Annotated in this window: 11 protein-coding genes and 2 pseudogenes; 7 read left to right on the forward strand and 6 right to left on the reverse strand. The window is 69.8% G+C overall.

Going from position 1 to position 15146, the window contains the following annotated elements; all coding sequences use genetic code 11:
• Nucleotides 1-56: 56 nt before the first annotated feature.
• Nucleotides 57-263, reverse strand: a pseudogene (locus HHX40_RS38285) (hypothetical protein); the annotation flags it as partial.
• On the opposite strand from HHX40_RS38285, the pseudogene HHX40_RS21925 reads away from it, so the two are divergent.
• From HHX40_RS21925 to HHX40_RS21935, 3 genes and pseudogenes are all read left to right on the forward strand, one after another.
• Nucleotides 238-1740: pseudogene (locus HHX40_RS21925) on the forward strand (cellulase family glycosylhydrolase); the annotation flags it as partial. The pseudogenes HHX40_RS38285 and HHX40_RS21925 sit on opposite strands and share 26 nt — an antisense overlap.
• Before the next feature lie 82 nt (nucleotides 1741-1822).
• Nucleotides 1823-3925 (forward strand): cellulose binding domain-containing protein, encoded by a 2103-nt coding sequence (locus tag HHX40_RS21930; RefSeq protein WP_220499437.1) that lies wholly within the window; start codon nucleotides 1823-1825, stop codon nucleotides 3923-3925.
• A 123-nt stretch (nucleotides 3926-4048) separates the two neighbouring features.
• A complete protein-coding gene (locus HHX40_RS21935; RefSeq protein ID WP_182882120.1) occupies nucleotides 4049-5992 on the forward strand; it encodes an alpha-L-fucosidase in 1944 nt (647 codons plus the stop codon).
• Between the two features lie 74 nt (nucleotides 5993-6066).
• Here the strand turns inward: HHX40_RS21935 and HHX40_RS21940 are convergent, their stop codons facing one another.
• The 5 genes from HHX40_RS21940 to HHX40_RS21960 form a co-directional block, all read right to left on the reverse strand.
• Nucleotides 6067-7113, reverse strand: coding sequence for a LacI family DNA-binding transcriptional regulator (locus tag HHX40_RS21940; protein ID WP_182882121.1), 1047 nt, complete (start codon nucleotides 7111-7113; stop codon nucleotides 6067-6069).
• Between the two features lie 104 nt (nucleotides 7114-7217).
• A complete protein-coding gene (locus HHX40_RS21945) occupies nucleotides 7218-8144 on the reverse strand; it encodes a carbohydrate ABC transporter permease (protein ID WP_220499438.1) in 927 nt (308 codons plus the stop codon).
• A 20-nt stretch (nucleotides 8145-8164) separates the two neighbouring features.
• Nucleotides 8165-9100, reverse strand: coding sequence for an ABC transporter permease (locus HHX40_RS21950; RefSeq protein WP_310738224.1), 936 nt, complete (start codon nucleotides 9098-9100; stop codon nucleotides 8165-8167).
• The gene (locus HHX40_RS21955; RefSeq protein WP_182882123.1) at nucleotides 9097-10758 is read right to left on the reverse strand and encodes an ABC transporter substrate-binding protein; all 1662 of its coding nucleotides are present in this window, start codon (nucleotides 10756-10758) and stop codon (nucleotides 9097-9099) included. The genes HHX40_RS21950 and HHX40_RS21955 overlap by 4 nt, the downstream gene beginning before the upstream one ends.
• Nucleotides 10759-10914: 156 nt before the next feature.
• Complete coding sequence (locus tag HHX40_RS21960) at nucleotides 10915-11169, reverse strand: hypothetical protein (RefSeq protein ID WP_220499439.1); 255 nt, start codon at nucleotides 11167-11169, stop codon at nucleotides 10915-10917.
• Between the two features lie 222 nt (nucleotides 11170-11391).
• Here HHX40_RS21960 and HHX40_RS21965 point away from each other — a divergent pair, with 222 nt between their 5' ends.
• The 4 genes from HHX40_RS21965 (at nucleotide 11392) to HHX40_RS21980 (ending at nucleotide 15146) form a co-directional block, all read left to right on the forward strand.
• The gene (locus HHX40_RS21965) at nucleotides 11392-12879 is read left to right on the forward strand and encodes a hypothetical protein (protein WP_182882124.1); all 1488 of its coding nucleotides are present in this window, start codon (nucleotides 11392-11394) and stop codon (nucleotides 12877-12879) included.
• A 147-nt stretch (nucleotides 12880-13026) separates the two neighbouring features.
• Nucleotides 13027-13746, forward strand: coding sequence for a ferritin family protein (locus HHX40_RS21970; RefSeq protein WP_220499440.1), 720 nt, complete (start codon nucleotides 13027-13029; stop codon nucleotides 13744-13746).
• Between the two features lie 246 nt (nucleotides 13747-13992).
• On the forward strand, nucleotides 13993-14205 hold the full coding sequence (locus tag HHX40_RS21975; protein WP_182882125.1) for a heavy-metal-associated domain-containing protein: 213 nt from the start codon (nucleotides 13993-13995) through the stop codon (nucleotides 14203-14205).
• Complete coding sequence (locus HHX40_RS21980; RefSeq protein ID WP_182882126.1) at nucleotides 14202-15146, forward strand: hypothetical protein; 945 nt, start codon at nucleotides 14202-14204, stop codon at nucleotides 15144-15146. The genes HHX40_RS21975 and HHX40_RS21980 overlap by 4 nt, the downstream gene beginning before the upstream one ends.

Raw genomic sequence — 15146 nt, forward strand, 5'->3', positions numbered from 1 at the left:
TCGCCGTCGCCGTCGCCGTCGCCCTCGGCGAGCCCGTCGCGATCTCCCAGCCCTTCGCCGTCCGCGAGCCCGTCGCGGTCCCCCTCGCCTTCGCCTTCGGCGTCGCCCAGCCCGTCGCCGTCCCCCTCGCCGTCGGCGTCTCCGCAGCCGGGCGACGCGATGGCCAGGGTGGCCGCCATGCAGCCTGGCTGGAACCTGGGCAACACCTTCGACGCGATCCCCGACGAGACGTCATGGGGCAACCCGCCGACAACCCAGGCCATGCTGCACTACGTGCGGTCCCAGGGATACAACAGCATCCGGATCCCGATCACCTGGAGCAACCACCACGGCCCGGCGCCGGACTACACCCTCGACGCCGCCTGGCTGAGCCGCGTGCGCCAGGTGGTCGACTGGTCGCTCGCCGAGGGCTTCTACGTGATGATCAACCTCCATCACGACTCCTGGCAGTGGATCAACGGGTACCCGGGCGACCGTACGACCGTGATGAACCGGTACAACGCGCTGTGGCGGCAGGTCGCCGGCGCGTTCCGTGACCACTCGCAGAAGCTGGTGTTCGAGAGCATCAACGAGCCGCAGTTCACCGGCACCTCGGGAGACGGCGAGAGCGATCAGGTGCTGAACGAGCTCAACACCGCGTTCGTCCGCCTGGTGCGCGCGTCCGGCGGCGGCAACGCCACCCGGCTGCTCGTGCTGCCCACCCTGTACACCAGCTCCGAGCAGGCCCGGCTGGACGCGCTGACGGGCACCTTCAACCAGCTGCACGATCCCAACCTCGCCGCGACGGTGCACTTCTACGGGTGGTGGCCGTTCAGCGCCAACATCGCCGGCGGCACCCGCTACGACAGCAACGTCGAAAGCGACCTGGTCGGCGGCTTCGACCGGGTGTACAACACGTTCGTGTCCCGAGGGATCCCGGTGATCATCGGAGAGTGGGCGCTGCTCGCCTACGACTACACTCGGCCCGGCATCATCGAACGCGGCGAGTTCCTGAAGTACATCGAGGCCGTCGGCTACAACGCCCGCATCCGCAAGCTCACCACCATGCTCTGGGACGCGGGCTCGTTCCTGGAACGCAACGAGCTGCGATGGCGGGACCAGGGCGTCTACGAGATGATGAAGGCCAGCTGGACCATGCGATCCGGCACGGCCTCCTCCGATCAGGTGTATCTCCCGCGCAGCGGCACGATCACCGCCAGGTCGCTCACGCTCAACCTCAACGGCACCTCGTTCCAGGGCCTGCGGCAGGGCGGCACCAACCTCGCGAACGGCACGGACTACACCGTGTCCGGCACCACGCTGACCCTCACCGCGGCCGCCCTCACCCGGCTGGCCGGCAACCGGGCGTACGGCGTGAACGCCACCATCGAGGCCCGCTTCTCCCAGGGCGCGCCCTGGCAGATCAGCATCATCACCTCTGACCCGCCGACCCAGGCCGCCGCCACCGGCACGACCTCGTCGTTCTCCATCCCCACCCAGTTCCGCGGTGACCAGCTCGCCACGATGGAGGCCAAGTACGCCGACGGCAGCCCCGCCGGACCGGCCAACTGGACCTCGTACAAGGAGTTCTGGGCGAGCTTCCAGCCCGACTACACCGCGAACACCATCATCTTGAAACCCGAGTTCTTCGCCGAGGTCAACGACGGCCGCGTCACCCTCACCTTCCACTTCTGGAGTGGGACGAAGATCACTTACTACATCACCAAGTCCGGCGCCAACGTGACCGGCAGCACCACCTGACCAACACACCCAACGGGGGCCGCGGCCACGTCGGCCGCGGCCCCCGTCTCCAGCGCGGGCGAACTCCAGAAAGCGAGAACCAGTGGACCTGTCGTTTCTCCGCGGCCGGGGCCGTCGGCGCCGGCTCACCATGGTCGTGGCGGTGGCGCTCGCCGGGGCCGTCCTCACCACCTCGGGCACCCGGGCCCAGGCGGCGACCCCGGCCGTCGAGGTCACCGTCAACGCCCGTGAGGGACTCGGCACGGTGCCCGACACCGCGTACGGCCTCAACCAGGCGGTGTGGGACGGAAACATGAACACCCCGGCGTCGGTGGACCTTCTCGGCAAGGCCGGTGTGCGGATGATGCGCTATCCCGGCGGCTCGTACGGTGACGGCTTCCACTGGAAGACCAGCACCGTCTCCGGCGGCGGGTACGTCGCGCCGGGGACGGACTTCGACTCGTTCATGGGCACGGTCAAGGCCATCGACGCGCAGGCGATCCTCATCGCGAACTACGGCTCCGGCACGGCCCAGGAGGCCGCCGACTGGGTGAAGTACGCGAACGTCACCAAGGGCTACGGCGTCAAGTACTGGGAGATCGGCAACGAGATCTTCGGCAACGGCCACTACGGCGCCGACTGGGAACTCGACTACCACGAGAGCAAGACGCCGGCCACGTACGCGAACAACGTGGTGGAGTACGCCCGGGCGATGAAGGCGGTCGACCCCACGATCAAGATCGGGGCCGTGGTCACCGATCCGGGCAACTGGCCGGACGGCGTCGTCGGGGACGGAGACAGCGCGGCCTGGAACCAGACGGTGCTGTCGATCGCGGGACCGTACATCGACTTCGTGATCATGCACTACTACCCGAACCACACCACCGCCGCGGACGTCCTCCAGCAGGTGCGGCTGCTTCCCGGCGAGTTGGAGCAGGTGCGGCGGCAGATCGACCAGTACGCCGGCCGGAACGGCCCGCACATCGGCATCGCGTTGACCGAGACCTCGTCCAACTACCAGTCGGACACCCAGGTCGGCGGCCTGTTCACCGCGGACGTCTACTTCGCCGCGCTGGAGAACGGCGTCTTCACGGTGGACTACTGGGACACCCGCAACGGGATGGGCGAGGTCACCACCGCGCCCGATGGGACGACGTCGTACGGCGACGGAGGCCTGCTGTCGAGCGGCAACTGCAACAGTGACGACGTCTGCGAACCCCCGCTGAACACGCCGTTCGCGCCCTACTACGCGCTGCAGATGCTCAGCAGGGTGGCGCTGCCCGGCGACACGCTGGTCAGGGCCGCCTCCGACAACCGGCTCGTCACCGTGCACGCGGCCCGGGGCGCCGACGGCGGGCTCAGCGTCGAGCTGATCAACCAGGACCCCGGCAACGCTTACACCGTGCATCTCGGCTACGACGGCTGGACTCCCAGCGGCGCCACGCCGACGGTCCACACCCTCGGCTCCGGGTACACCTCGATAGCCACCTCGAAGCAGGGCACCGCGAGCACGCAGGTCATCCCGCCGTACTCGATCGTGACGCTCAAGCTCACGCCGTCGGCCACCAACCCGGTCAGCACCACCCTGACCGCGCCCGGCAGCCCGGCGGCGAGCGACGTCACCGCCGACACCGCGACCGTCTCCTGGCGGCCGTCCACCGGCGGCGCCGTCACCCGCTACGCGGTCTACCAGCAGTTCGGCACCAACAGCGTGCTGCTCGGCGAGTCGGCCTCGACCTCGTTCACCGCGCGGAACCTGGTCCCCGGCACCTCCTACACGCTGAACGTGCTCGCCGTCGACCAGAAGGGCCATCTCTCGATGCCCTCGGAGCCGGTCACCTTCGTCACGGGCACGCCGCGCGACAGCACCTGCGCCGTCACCTACAACCTCGCCACGGGCTGGGGCAGCGGTTTCGTGGCGAACATCAGCGTCGCCAACACCGGTCCCACTCCCATCACGGGATGGACGCTGGCGTTCACCTTCCCGGCCGCGACCGAATCCGTCTCCGGCAGCACCTGGAACGGCACCTTCTCGACGGACGGCCGGCACGTGGTCGTCACCCCGGCCGGCTCGAACACCTACCTCGCCCCGAACGGCGGCAACACGGTCAGCCTCGGGTTCGTCGGCGACCAGACCGGCGCCAACCCGCCGCCCGCCTCCTTCACCCTGAACGGGACCGTCTGCACCACGACCTACTCGTACTGAGACACCCGGGGTGCGGGCTGTCCGGTCCGCACCCCATGGCCGTACGAGGAACACCTGTCCGCTCGCGATCGGCGCGCGTCGCCGTCATCGAATCGATACGACCCTCTCACGACAGGAGACAGCATGCCCCCCTCGAAGCTGCCCGGGCTGCGCCGGCGAACCGCTCTCGCCGGTGCCGCTCTGCTCGCCGGAGCCCTGCTCACCGCTCCGTCTCTGAGCGGCACGGCCACGGCCGCCCCCTCGGTCTACGAGCCGACCTGGGCCTCGGTGGACCAGCACCCGGCGGCACCCGAGTGGTTCCAGGACGCCAAGTTCGGCGTCTACTGGCACTGGGGCGCCTTCGCCACCCCTGAGTACGGCACCGAGTGGTACCCCCGCACGATGTACCTCAACGGCTCAAGTGAGAACAACCACCACAAGAGCGTCTACGGCGACCCCTCGGTGTGGCCGTACCACAACTTCATCGACGGCGCGCGCGACAAGGCGGGCAACTGGGTGCAGTTCACACCCAAGCTCAAGTCCGCCGGCGGCAACTTCGACCCCGCGGAATTCGCGCAACTGGTCTCCGACTCCGGCGCGAAGTTCGCTGGTCCCGTGGCCGAGCACCACGACGGCTTCTCCATGTGGAACAGCCAGGTGAACGAGTGGAACTCGGTCGCCCGCGGGCCCAAGCTCGACCTGGTCGGCCTGTTCGCCGACGCGATCCGCGCCAAGAACCTGAAGTTCATGGTCTCGCTGCACCACCTGTACAACTTCACCGGCTACTACGACCACGTGCCCACCCAGCCGACCACCACGCTGAAGAAGCTGTACGGGCAGCTCCCCAACGCCCAGGAGCAGCAGCTCTGGTACGACAAGCTGAAGGAGGTCGTCGACAGGTACCGGCCGGACATGATCTGGCAGGACGGCGGCCTCTACCTCGTCGACGAGGCCAAGCGGCTCAACTTCCTTTCGTACTACTACAACCAGGCCAACTCATGGGGCAAAGAGGTCGTCGCGGCGTACAAGGACGGCTTCAACACCAACGGTGAGGTGTACGACTACGAGCGCGGCGGCCCCGCCGACATCCGCTCCCCCTACTGGCTGACCGACGACTCCGTCAGCAACCCCTCGTGGTCCTACACCCCGACACTCACGTACTACAGCTCGGCCGCGCTGGTCCACGCGCTGATCGACCGGGTGAGCAAGAACGGCAACATGCTGCTCAACATCTCGCCCAGGGCCGACGGCTCGATCCCGCAGGTCCAGAAGGACCTGCTGAACGCCATCGGCGCCTACCTCAAGCGCAACGGCGAGTCGATCTACGCCACCCGCGCCTGGACCACCTACGGCGAGGGCCCGACCAAGATGGGCGGCGGCAGCTTCGTCGAACCGCGGGCCGGCACGCCGCAGGACATTCGCTACACCCGCAGCAAGGACAACACCGTCCTGTACGCGACCGTGCTCGGCTGGCCCGGCTCCACCCTCAACCTCGCCTCGCTGGCCACCGGGAAGATGGACCTGTCCAACCTCAGCAAGGCCGAGCTGATCGACGACACCGCCGGCACCTACGTCAACCTGCCCACCCGCACCCAGGACTCCTCCGGCCTGCGCATCACCATGCCCGGCCAGCCGTACTCGGCGCTCGCGTACGTGGTGAAGCTGACCTTCAACGGTCCGATGAAGAACTCTCCCAGCACGACGACCGGCGCCTTGCGTGACGTCAACTCCGGCAGGTGCCTGGACGTCGCCAACGTCTCCCAGACCAACGGCGCCCAGACGCAGATCTGGGACTGCAACGGTGGCGTCAACCAGCGGTGGGCGACCACCGGCGCGAACGAGCTGCGGGTGTACGGAAACAAGTGCTTGGACGTCAACGGCGCCGGCACGGCCGACGGCACCAGCGTGATCATCTGGGACTGCAACGGCCAGAACAACCAGAAGTGGCGGCTCAACTCCGACGGCACCGTCACCGCCGTCGGCGCCGGCAAGTGCCTGGACGTCTCGGCGTTCGGCACCGCCAACGGCACGAAGGTCCAGATCTGGTCCTGCACCGGCGCGAACAACCAGAAGTGGACCCGAAGCTGACGCTTCGACCGGCGAGCGCGCGGGTCACCCACGCCGGCCGGACGTGCACGACACGTCCGGCCGGCGCCTGGTGCTCAGGCCTTCGGGGGCGCCGTGCTCTCCCGTACGGTGAGGGTGGTCGCGATCTCCAGTCCGACCTGGGTGATCTCCTCGCCACGCCCGAGGGCCAGCGCCAGCTCGGTCGCGGCGGCCGCCATCTCGTTCAACGGCTGGTGGACCGTGGTCAGAGGCGGGTCGACCCAGGCCACGACCGGCAGATCGTCGAAACCCACCACGCTCAGGTCCCGGGGAATGGACAGTCCCATCTCGCGGGCGGCCTGGTATACGCCGAGCGCCTGCAGGTCGTTCGCGGTGAAGACGGCGCTGGGCCGGTCGGGCCGGGAGAGCAGGTCGCGCGCCGCGGCGTAGCCGTGCTCGCGCGTCAGCAGGGTGCGGACCACGAGGCCGGGGTCCGCGGGCAGCTCGGCCTCGGCCATCGCGGAGAGGTAGCCGGCCAGCCGGGCACGGCAGAACGGGTGATCAGGGCCGCTGATCATGGCGATGCGGCGGTGTCCCAGCTCGATCAGGTGCCGGGTCGCCGCCTGGCCGCCCCTCCAGTTGGTGGCGCCCACGAACGGCACGTCGTCCGGCAGTTCGTCGATCGGGTCGAAGACGACGAACGGGATGCCCTTCGCGGTGAGCTGGTCGCGCTCCGCTTGGGCGAGCTGCGCCACCGAAAGGACACACTGAGGGCGGCGTCCGACCGTGTCGTCGATGGACATGCCCACCGAGTCATGGAGGCCGAACTCCGAGACCATGACTCCGACGCGGTTCTTGCGGGCCACCCGCTCGACCCCACGGATGATCTCCACGGCCCACATGCTCTCCAGCTCGCGGAACACCAGTTCCACGATGTTGCTCCGGTTGCCGGTCGGCTTGCGGTATCCGTACTGGTTGACCAGTTCCTCGATCCGGGCGCGCGTCTGGGCCGACACGCCCGAGCGCCCATTGATCACTTTCGACACGGTGGGGATCGAGACCCCGGCTGACTCGGCGATATAGGCGATGGTGACCGATCCCGGCCCGCCGCCCTGCGAGCTCTGCTCGTCGGCCGCAGGCCCGTCCGATCGGTTGTCCGTCACGTTCGCCCTTCCTCGTCAACGGCGCATCCGCCACGGCGGCCGCCTGGATCACCCGGCCTTTCGACGGTCTGGAGCCATTCTGGCACCCATGGTGGCCGGGTGGTTCACCCCTTGACGGCGCCCGTGAGAACTCCCGTGCGCAGGTGCTTCTGGACGAACGGGTAGACGACCAGGAGCGGCACCAGGGTCAGCACCACCACCGCCATCTGCGTCGACAGGGGAGCGGTCCGCGCGTGCGCCATGCCGAAGCCCGCGTTGACCGATCCCGGCATCCCGGCCCCGCGGTTGACATAGGTGAGCAGCACGTACTGCAGCGGCCACTTCTCGCTGTCGGTCGGCAGGTAGAGCATGACGTTGAAGAAGGAGTTCCAGTAGCCGACGGCGTAGAAGAGGGCGATCACCGCGGTCACCGCGCGCGAGGTGGGCAGGACGACGGACCAGAGGATGCGCCAGTCGCCCGCGCCGTCCATCCGCGCCGCGTCGATCAGCTCGCCGGAGGTCTTCGCGTAGAAGGAGCGGAGCACCAGGATGTTGAAGACCGAGACCGCGCTCGGGAGGATCAACGCCCACCACTGCCCGTAGCCGCCGAGGCCCGTCACCACCAGGAAGGTGGGAATGAGCCCGCCGCCGACGAACATCGTGACGATCAGCAGCACCAGGATGAGGCGGTGCCCGGGCGAACCCGGCCGCGACAGCCCGTAGGCGCACAGGACCGAGACGACCATGGACAGCGCCGTGCCGATGACGGCGACGCCCAGGCTGACCGACAGCGCGGTGCGTACGGTCGGGTCGGTGAGAATCTCCCGGTAGGCCTGGAAGGTGAGGCCGTCCGGCCAGACGACGAGGCCGCCGGCCCGGTTGACGACATCGGGAGCGGAGAGGCTGGTCACCACGACGATCCACAGCGGAACCAGCATGACGGCCAGCACACCGCCGATGGCGCCGCCCTTCGCGGACCGGCCGGCGACGGTCGGCCGCTCCTGCCAGGGCGGGCGTTCCGTCCGCGCCCGCGGTGCCGTCGCCGCACTCATGCCGGTTGTGAACGCCTTGGTCATCTCCGGTACAGCCCGTCCTCGCCGAAGGAATGCGCGATCCTGTTGGCGCCCCAGATGAGCAGGAGCGAGATCACGCTCTTGAAGAGCCCGGCCGCCGCACCCAGGCTGTAGTCGCCCGTGGCGATGCCGTAGTAGAAGGCATAGGTGTCGAGCACCTCCGCGGTCTCGTGGCCGACGGCGTCGCGCTGGATCAGGAACTGCTCGAAGCCGACCGAGAGCGCGCCGCCGAGGCGGAGCACCAGCATCAGCACGATCACTCCGCGCAGGCCCGGAAGGGTGATGTGCCACATCCGGCGGAAGGGCCCGGCGCCGTCCACGGCCGCCGCCTCGTAGAGCCCGGGATTCATGGCGGACAGAGCGGCCAGGAAGACGACGATCCCCCAGCCGGCCTCCTTCCAGACCACCTGAGAGGTGACCAGCAGCACGAAGGTGCCCGGATTGGTGGTGATGTCCCATGTCTGCAGGTCGTGGGAGCGGAGGAACTGGTTGAGCGCGCCCGCACCGCCCAGCATCTGCTGAAAAATCGTGATCACCAGCACCCACGAGAAGAAGTGCGGCAGGTAGACGACGGACTGGACGAAGTTGCGCACCCGCACGCCGAGCACCGAGTTGAGCAGGAGCGCCAGCGCGATCGGGATGGGGAAGAACAGGACGAGCTGGACCAGGCTGAGGTAGAGCGTGTTCCGCAGCGCGCCCCAGAACAGCGGGTCGGCGAACAGCCGGCGGAACTGCTCGACGCCCGCCCATTCGCTGTTCCAGACCCCGGCCGGCGGGTCGTAGTACTGGAACGCGGTGAGCAGTCCGAACAGCGGGGCGTAGTTGAAGACCAGCAGCAGGACGACCGCGGGAGCCACCATGACCAGCAGAGAGCGGTCGCGCCGCAGCCTGATCCGCAGGCCCGGACGCTCCTGCCGCGTGTGCGATGTGCTCACCGACCCGTGCCGTACCTGTCCAGCACGTTGTCGGTCATCCACTGCTTGAGCCGGTCGCCCCCGCCGCCGGTCTTCCACGTGGAGACGGCGGCCTGGACCTCGGGGACCTTCGTTCTCCCGTGGTAGCAGTCCTTGACGGCGTCCTCGACGGCCTGCGCGGCGCTGGCCGCCGACAGCGACCGGGGCAGGCTGATGTTCATGTTCCAGAAGACCGGCTTGTAGAGCGCCCTGACGTTGGCGGCCTGCCAGGCGGCGTAGTCCCTGGTGACGACCTCGGCGCCGGGGTTGCTGATCACGGCGGGCGGCGAGGCCAGGTACGGGAAGGTCATCGCCTGGACGAACTTCCTGCCGTCCTCGGTCGCGGTCGGAACCCCGTCCTCCATCGCGAAGTGGACGCCCTCGACCCCGAAGTTCACCATCGTGTACTCGGCCGAGCCGAAGGGGGCGGCCAGATAGTCGGCCACCGCCAGCAGTTCCTCGATCTGGTCCGGCTTCAGCCGGTTGCTGAGGTAGCTGACGACGTTCGTGGAGGGCCCCATGGCGACGCGGGGCGGGCTCGTGCCGTCGGCGGCGAAGAAGTCGAACGCGCCGCGGCGGTAGTCCCTGTCGGCGGCCGTGCCGGACTGGTGGTCGGCGAGGCTCCAGGCGCCGGTGCCACCACCGCTGATCAGCACCTTTCCGGAGTAGAAGCGGGCGTCGGCGTTCGCGTTCTGACCGGCGGCGGCGTCCGGGTGCAGGTAGCCGGCCCGCGCCATGCGGTGGTGCCAGTCGAGCGCCTCGAAGAACTGTGGCATCTCGTACTTGTGGATCAGCCTGCCGTCCTGGACATCCCAGGTGAGAGGGACGTTCCAGGCGGGGAAGAGATAGGTCCACACGTCGTCGAAGGCCCAGACGCCGCGTCTGGCGTCGGTCAGCTCCTTGCCCAGGTTCATCAGGTCGTCGGCCGACCGTACCTGGCCGGCGGTGATCCCCTTCGCCTCCAGGATGTCCCGGCGGTGGAAGACCGCGCCGGCGACGACGAAGCCGCTGGAGAAGGAGGGAATGCCGTACAACCTGTCGCCCCACGCGCCGGTCTGCCAGGCGCCGGTGGGGATGGCGGCGAGGTTCGGATACTTCTTGATCTTGTCGCCCGCCAGGTGGGGCGTGAGGTCGGCGAGTTGTGTCCCCGCCAGCCCGCCGACGTCGAAGACGGCGTTCCACCAGGTCGGCAGCTGGATCCAGTCGGGCAGGCGCCTGGCGGCCGTCATCGTCGGGACGATGGTGTTGTAGTTGTTGCCGTCCGCCGGCTTCATGGTGAGAGTGACGCCCAGGGCCTTGTTCACGGCCTCGTAGAAGGAGTTCCCCGCCGGGGGCACCGTGCCCCACAGCGGTGTGACGGCGGTATAGCTCCCGCCCCTGCCCGGAGTCCCGTGGACGGTGGCGACCCGGCCGGAGGGGTAGGCCAGGAAGGCGGGATCGGTCGCGGCTCCGGCTCCGCCCGCCACGGACGGGATGTCCGGCCTGACCGAGCCGCTGGGCACGTAGGACGGCAACGCCGCTCGCAGGCCCGCCCCGGTGTTCGTGCCCACCTTCTGCCGCGCCCCGCCCCCGCAGGCGGCGAGCAGGGGAGTCGCCGCGGCGAGGGCGACGAAGCTTCTGCGGTTCAGCTCGGGTCTCACGGTGGGGGCCGTCCCCTTCGAGGTCGTCGAAGCGCTTCTACGCTGCCGCGAGACTAGTGACCCGTTTTCGGGGAGAACAAGAACACCGCATAAACGAAACTTTCTATGGCCTGGTCGGACGGCTCTCCCTCGATGAAAGAATCACGGCCCCGACGGTCAGGGGGCGAGGGAGAAGTACTTCTCCTCCTCCTGGACGAAATGCAGCCGCAGCACCGAGTGCAGCCCGTACAGGCAGGCGCGTAGGTCCTCCAGCTGCTCGGGCCGCAACCGGCCGGCGGCGCCGGCGACTCTCACGTGTGTGCCGATCCGGCGGGCCAGGCGGTCGATCTCGCTGTGCGCCCGGCTCACGGTCGCGGTCGCCTCTCCTCCGCCGAGGGGACCGGCCAGTGCCTGACCGAGAGGACGCGGCATGTCGAGCCTCCAACGCACGGAAGTGTCGCCTCCATACGACAGCCCCGACGTGCGGGCCGACAGTGCCGAACGGCCCCCGAACAGTCACCACTCGGCAAGCATGGCCGGTCGGTAGGCTGCTGTGATCCGAATGGGCCCGCGTTCCGGGGGGACGATGTCCACTTCCCTTCTCCTGTGGCCGGCCGGGGCCATCCGGCGGTCGTACGGCGAAGTGATCGGCGCATGACCATCCGGGCCGCGGTCCGGCCGCAGGAGGGGGCGGAGGGCCCGGCGCGCGGGCGGATCCCGTGGCTCGCCCTCGTGGCCGCCGGCTACGCGGCGGTCCAGCTGGCTGTCGTCACGCCTCTCCTCGGGCTGGGCTGGGACGAGACGGTGTACCTGTCCCAGGTCGATCCACGCAATCCGGCCGCCTACTTCAGCGCGCCGCGATCGCGGGGGATCGGCTTCCTGGCGGCCCCCCTGATGGCCGTCACCGGCGCCACCCCGGTGATCAGGGTCGTTCTGGCGCTGCTGTCGGCCGTCGCGCTCTATGCGGCGTACCGCGTCTGGCGCCCGCTGCTCGGCCCCGGCCGGACCGCGCTCGCCGCCCTGCTGTTCGCGGGCCTGTGGGTCACCGTGCTGTACGGACCTCAGGCCATGCCCAACCTGTGGGTGGCGCTGCCGGCGGTGGCGGCGACCGGCTGGTTCCTGCGCGCCCAGCGGCCCGGCGCCTCCGGAGTCGTGCTCCTCGGCCTGGGCGGCTCCGTCGCGGCGGCCACGCTCTTCCGCTTCTCCGACGGCGTCTGGCTCGCGGCGCCGCTGCTGGCCGCCTGCGGCGTGGTGCCCGCCTGGCGGCGTCCGGCCCCGGCCCTCGCCGTCGCGGGCGGGCTCGCCGCCGGTGGCGCCCAGTGGATCGCCGAGGCGTACGGGCGATGGGGCGGCATCGGCGCCCGCCTGCACGCGTCCAGCGCGACCGAGGGCGGCATGGGCCTGCACTGGGCGGGCGGAGACGCCTGGCGCAGCCTCAACGGGCCCCTGCTGTGCCGCCCCTGCACGGTCCCGCTGACGCACCCGGAGCTCACACTGTGGTGGCTGGCCCTTCCCGTGCTCGCGCTGACGGCGTGCGCGGTGGCCCTGCGTACCGGGCGGTCGGCCGAGACCGTGCTGCCCGTCGTCTGCGCCGCCGCGCTGAGCGTTCCCTACCTCGTCCTCGTCGGCTACTCCGCGCCGCGCTTCTTCCTGCCCGTCTACGCCCTGCTGGCCCTGCCCGTCGCCACGCTGGCGGCGGGTACGGTGCTAGCCGTCCGTCCGGCCCCCGGCCGTGTCGTCGTCGCGGGGGTCCTGGCCGGGCTGCTCGTCGCGCACCTGACGGTGCAGTTCCAGGTGCTCCAGGAGAGGGCCGCCGGTGCGCGGGCCACCGCCGACCGCTACCGGGCTGTCGCGGACGGCCTGCGCCGTCTCGGCCTGCGCCCGCCCTGCCTGGTCACCGGCAGTCACTCGCAGCCGATCGGCTACTACGCCGGCTGCGCCTCCGCCGACGTCAGCGGCAACAACCGGAACATCACCGAAGCCGCGCTGCTGCGCCGCGCCGCCACCGAACCCACCGCGGCGCTGGCCGACAGACGCTCCCCACCTCCCGGTTACGCCCAGGCGTGGAAGGCCCACCGGCTCCGGGGCACCGGCTACACCGCCTACCTCCCGAGACACGCCGCCGGCGGCCGGCGGTCCTGACCGGCGTCCGATTCCTTGACCACCACCAGCCCCGGGGATTCGGCCGGCGGGGTATCACCGTCAGATGGGCTGGTGTTCCGTCGCGACTTCGGTGACCGCGCGGAAACCGCTCCGCTCGTGCCGACCGCACGCACATCGGGGGGTCACATGGAATCCCGAGGTCTCGTCTGCTGGAAGGTCTCTCTCACGATCGCGGGCACGGTCGTCCTTCTGTCCGTGGGAGCCGGGAGCGCGATGGGGGCGTCCGCTCCTCGTTCGGACGACGTCGACCCGTCCACGCGTACCAACGACGGCGACCGGGAGGCCGCCAGGCTCTTCTCCGAGGTGGGCAAGGACGAAGCCAGGCACCGGGAGAAGTTCCTCCAGGCGCAGAAGGCTCTCACCGACCCGTCATCGGGGGCGACGATCCCGACCGACGTACGGGCCAGGCCGGTGGAGATCCAGGCCGGCCCGTCCAAGGTCTCCTCGTCCAGGACCCTGGAGAACCTCCGGGCGGCGATGAAGGGCGAGGCCTTCGCCTACGCCAAATACACCCTCTACGGAGACAGGGCGCGAGAGACCGGGCAGCCCAGGCTCGCCAGGCTGTTCCACCGCACCGCCGCCGTCGAGCGCACCGAGCATTTCGCCGAGCACGCGAGCCTCGCCGGCGCGGTCCGCGACACCGGGACGAACCTGTGCGCGACCATCAAGGGGGAGACGTACGAGGGCACGCGGATTTATCCCGAGTACGCCCGCCAGGCCTCGGCGGCCGGTGACTCCGAGGTGGCCGAAGTGCTCAACGGCACCGCGAAGGACGAACTGAGGCACGCGAAGGCCTTCTCCAAGAAGGTCGCCAAGCTCGGCAGGCAGTGCCCCACGTCGAGTTGACACTCAGAGCGCCCCACCGCGGACGCGGAACTCCTCGGTCACCCTGAGGGGCGGCGACCAGAGGAGGCGTACCACCCGGGGGTATGCTACGGTCTCGGAAATACCCTAGGGGGGTAGGGTGTTCAGCAAGGACAACGGACCTCCGAGCAAGGCGGCGCCGAGGGCAACCTCAAGATCAAGGAAGCCTCCGGCGCCGTCGCCCGTCCCGTCCGTTCCTGATCGATCGACAACAGAAGGAGAAGCGTCATGACGACCGCCACCTACACTGTCAGCGGCATGACCTGCGGTCACTGCGTCAGCTCCGTGAAGGAAGAGGTCGGCGAGGTCGCCGGTGTCACCGGTGTCGAGGTCGATCTGGCCACCGGGCTCCTGACCGTGGAAAGCGACAACCCCCTCGACACGGCCACGATCAGGGCCGCCGTCGAGGAGGCCGGATACGAAGTGGTGGACCACCCATGAACACACCGGCCCGGATGGGCGCCTACGTCCTCGGCCTCGCCGTGGTCTTCGCGGGAGCGTTCGGCATCGGCGGTGCGGTCGGCGCGACTCCACCCTCGGCGCCCGTGAACAATGGACACGGAGGCCACGCGACGCCGGCACAGCCCGCGCCGAAGACGGACCACGTGCCGGGAGGGCTCCAGGTGTCCCAGAACGGCTACACCCTCACCCCGCGGACCACGACGATCACTCCCGGCGAGCGGACCGAGTTCCGGTTCACCGTGGACGGCCCGGACGGCCGCCCGGTGACCGCCTACGAGACGCAGCACGACAAGAAGCTGCACCTCATCGTGGTCAGCCGCGACGCGACGGTCTTCCGGCACGTGCACCCCGAGCTCGCCGGTGACGGAACCTGGTCGGTGCCGCTGACGCTGCCCGAGGCCGGCGCCTACCGGGTCTTCGCCGACTTCGTCCCCCAGGGCGGGGCAGGCCTGACCCTCGGCGCCGACCTGTACGCCTCCGGCGACTACGCGCCCCGGCTGCTGCCGGCGCCCGGCCGTACGGTGACGGTGGACGGATACACCGTCCGGCTCGACGGCACCCTCACTCCGGGCGCGGCGAGCAGGCTCGTCGCCGAGATCAGCAAGGACGGCAGGCCCGTGACCGACCTGCAGCCGTACCTCGCGGCCTACGGCCACCTGGTCGCGCTGCGCGTGGGCGACCTGGCCTACCTGCACGTCCACCCCGACGGCGCCCCCGGCGACGGCGTCACCACGGCCGGGCCGGGCATCACCTTCTACGCCGAGGTGCCCAGCCGCGGCGACTACCGGCTCTTCCTCGACTTCAAGCACGACGGGACCGTGCACACCGCCGCCTTCACCGTACGGGCGGAGCAACCCTCGGGGACGGCTCCCGCCGCCACGGCGGACCACGGATCCGAACACGCCCACTCCGGCCACTGA

The sequence above is a fragment of the Microbispora sp. H10949 genome (assembly GCF_014161435.1).
Classification (GTDB): Bacteria; Actinomycetota; Actinomycetes; order Streptosporangiales; family Streptosporangiaceae; genus Microbispora; species Microbispora triticiradicis.

Bases quoted from the DNA above. Each gene is read 5' to 3' on its own strand.
- HHX40_RS21965 (WP_182882124.1), top strand. From the start codon at position 11,392: ATGACCATCCGGGCCGCGGTCCGGCCGCAGGAGGGGGCGGAGGGCCCG.
- HHX40_RS21975 (WP_182882125.1), top strand. From the start codon at position 13,993: ATGACGACCGCCACCTACACTGTCAGCGGCATGACCTGCGGTCACTGC.
- HHX40_RS21945 (WP_220499438.1), bottom strand. From the start codon at position 8,144: ATGAGTGCGGCGACGGCACCGCGGGCGCGGACGGAACGCCCGCCCTGG.
- HHX40_RS21970 (WP_220499440.1), top strand. From the start codon at position 13,027: ATGGAATCCCGAGGTCTCGTCTGCTGGAAGGTCTCTCTCACGATCGCG.
- HHX40_RS21935 (WP_182882120.1), top strand. From the start codon at position 4,049: ATGCCCCCCTCGAAGCTGCCCGGGCTGCGCCGGCGAACCGCTCTCGCC.
- HHX40_RS21960 (WP_220499439.1), bottom strand. From the start codon at position 11,169: ATGCCGCGTCCTCTCGGTCAGGCACTGGCCGGTCCCCTCGGCGGAGGA.
- HHX40_RS21980 (WP_182882126.1), top strand. From the start codon at position 14,202: ATGAACACACCGGCCCGGATGGGCGCCTACGTCCTCGGCCTCGCCGTG.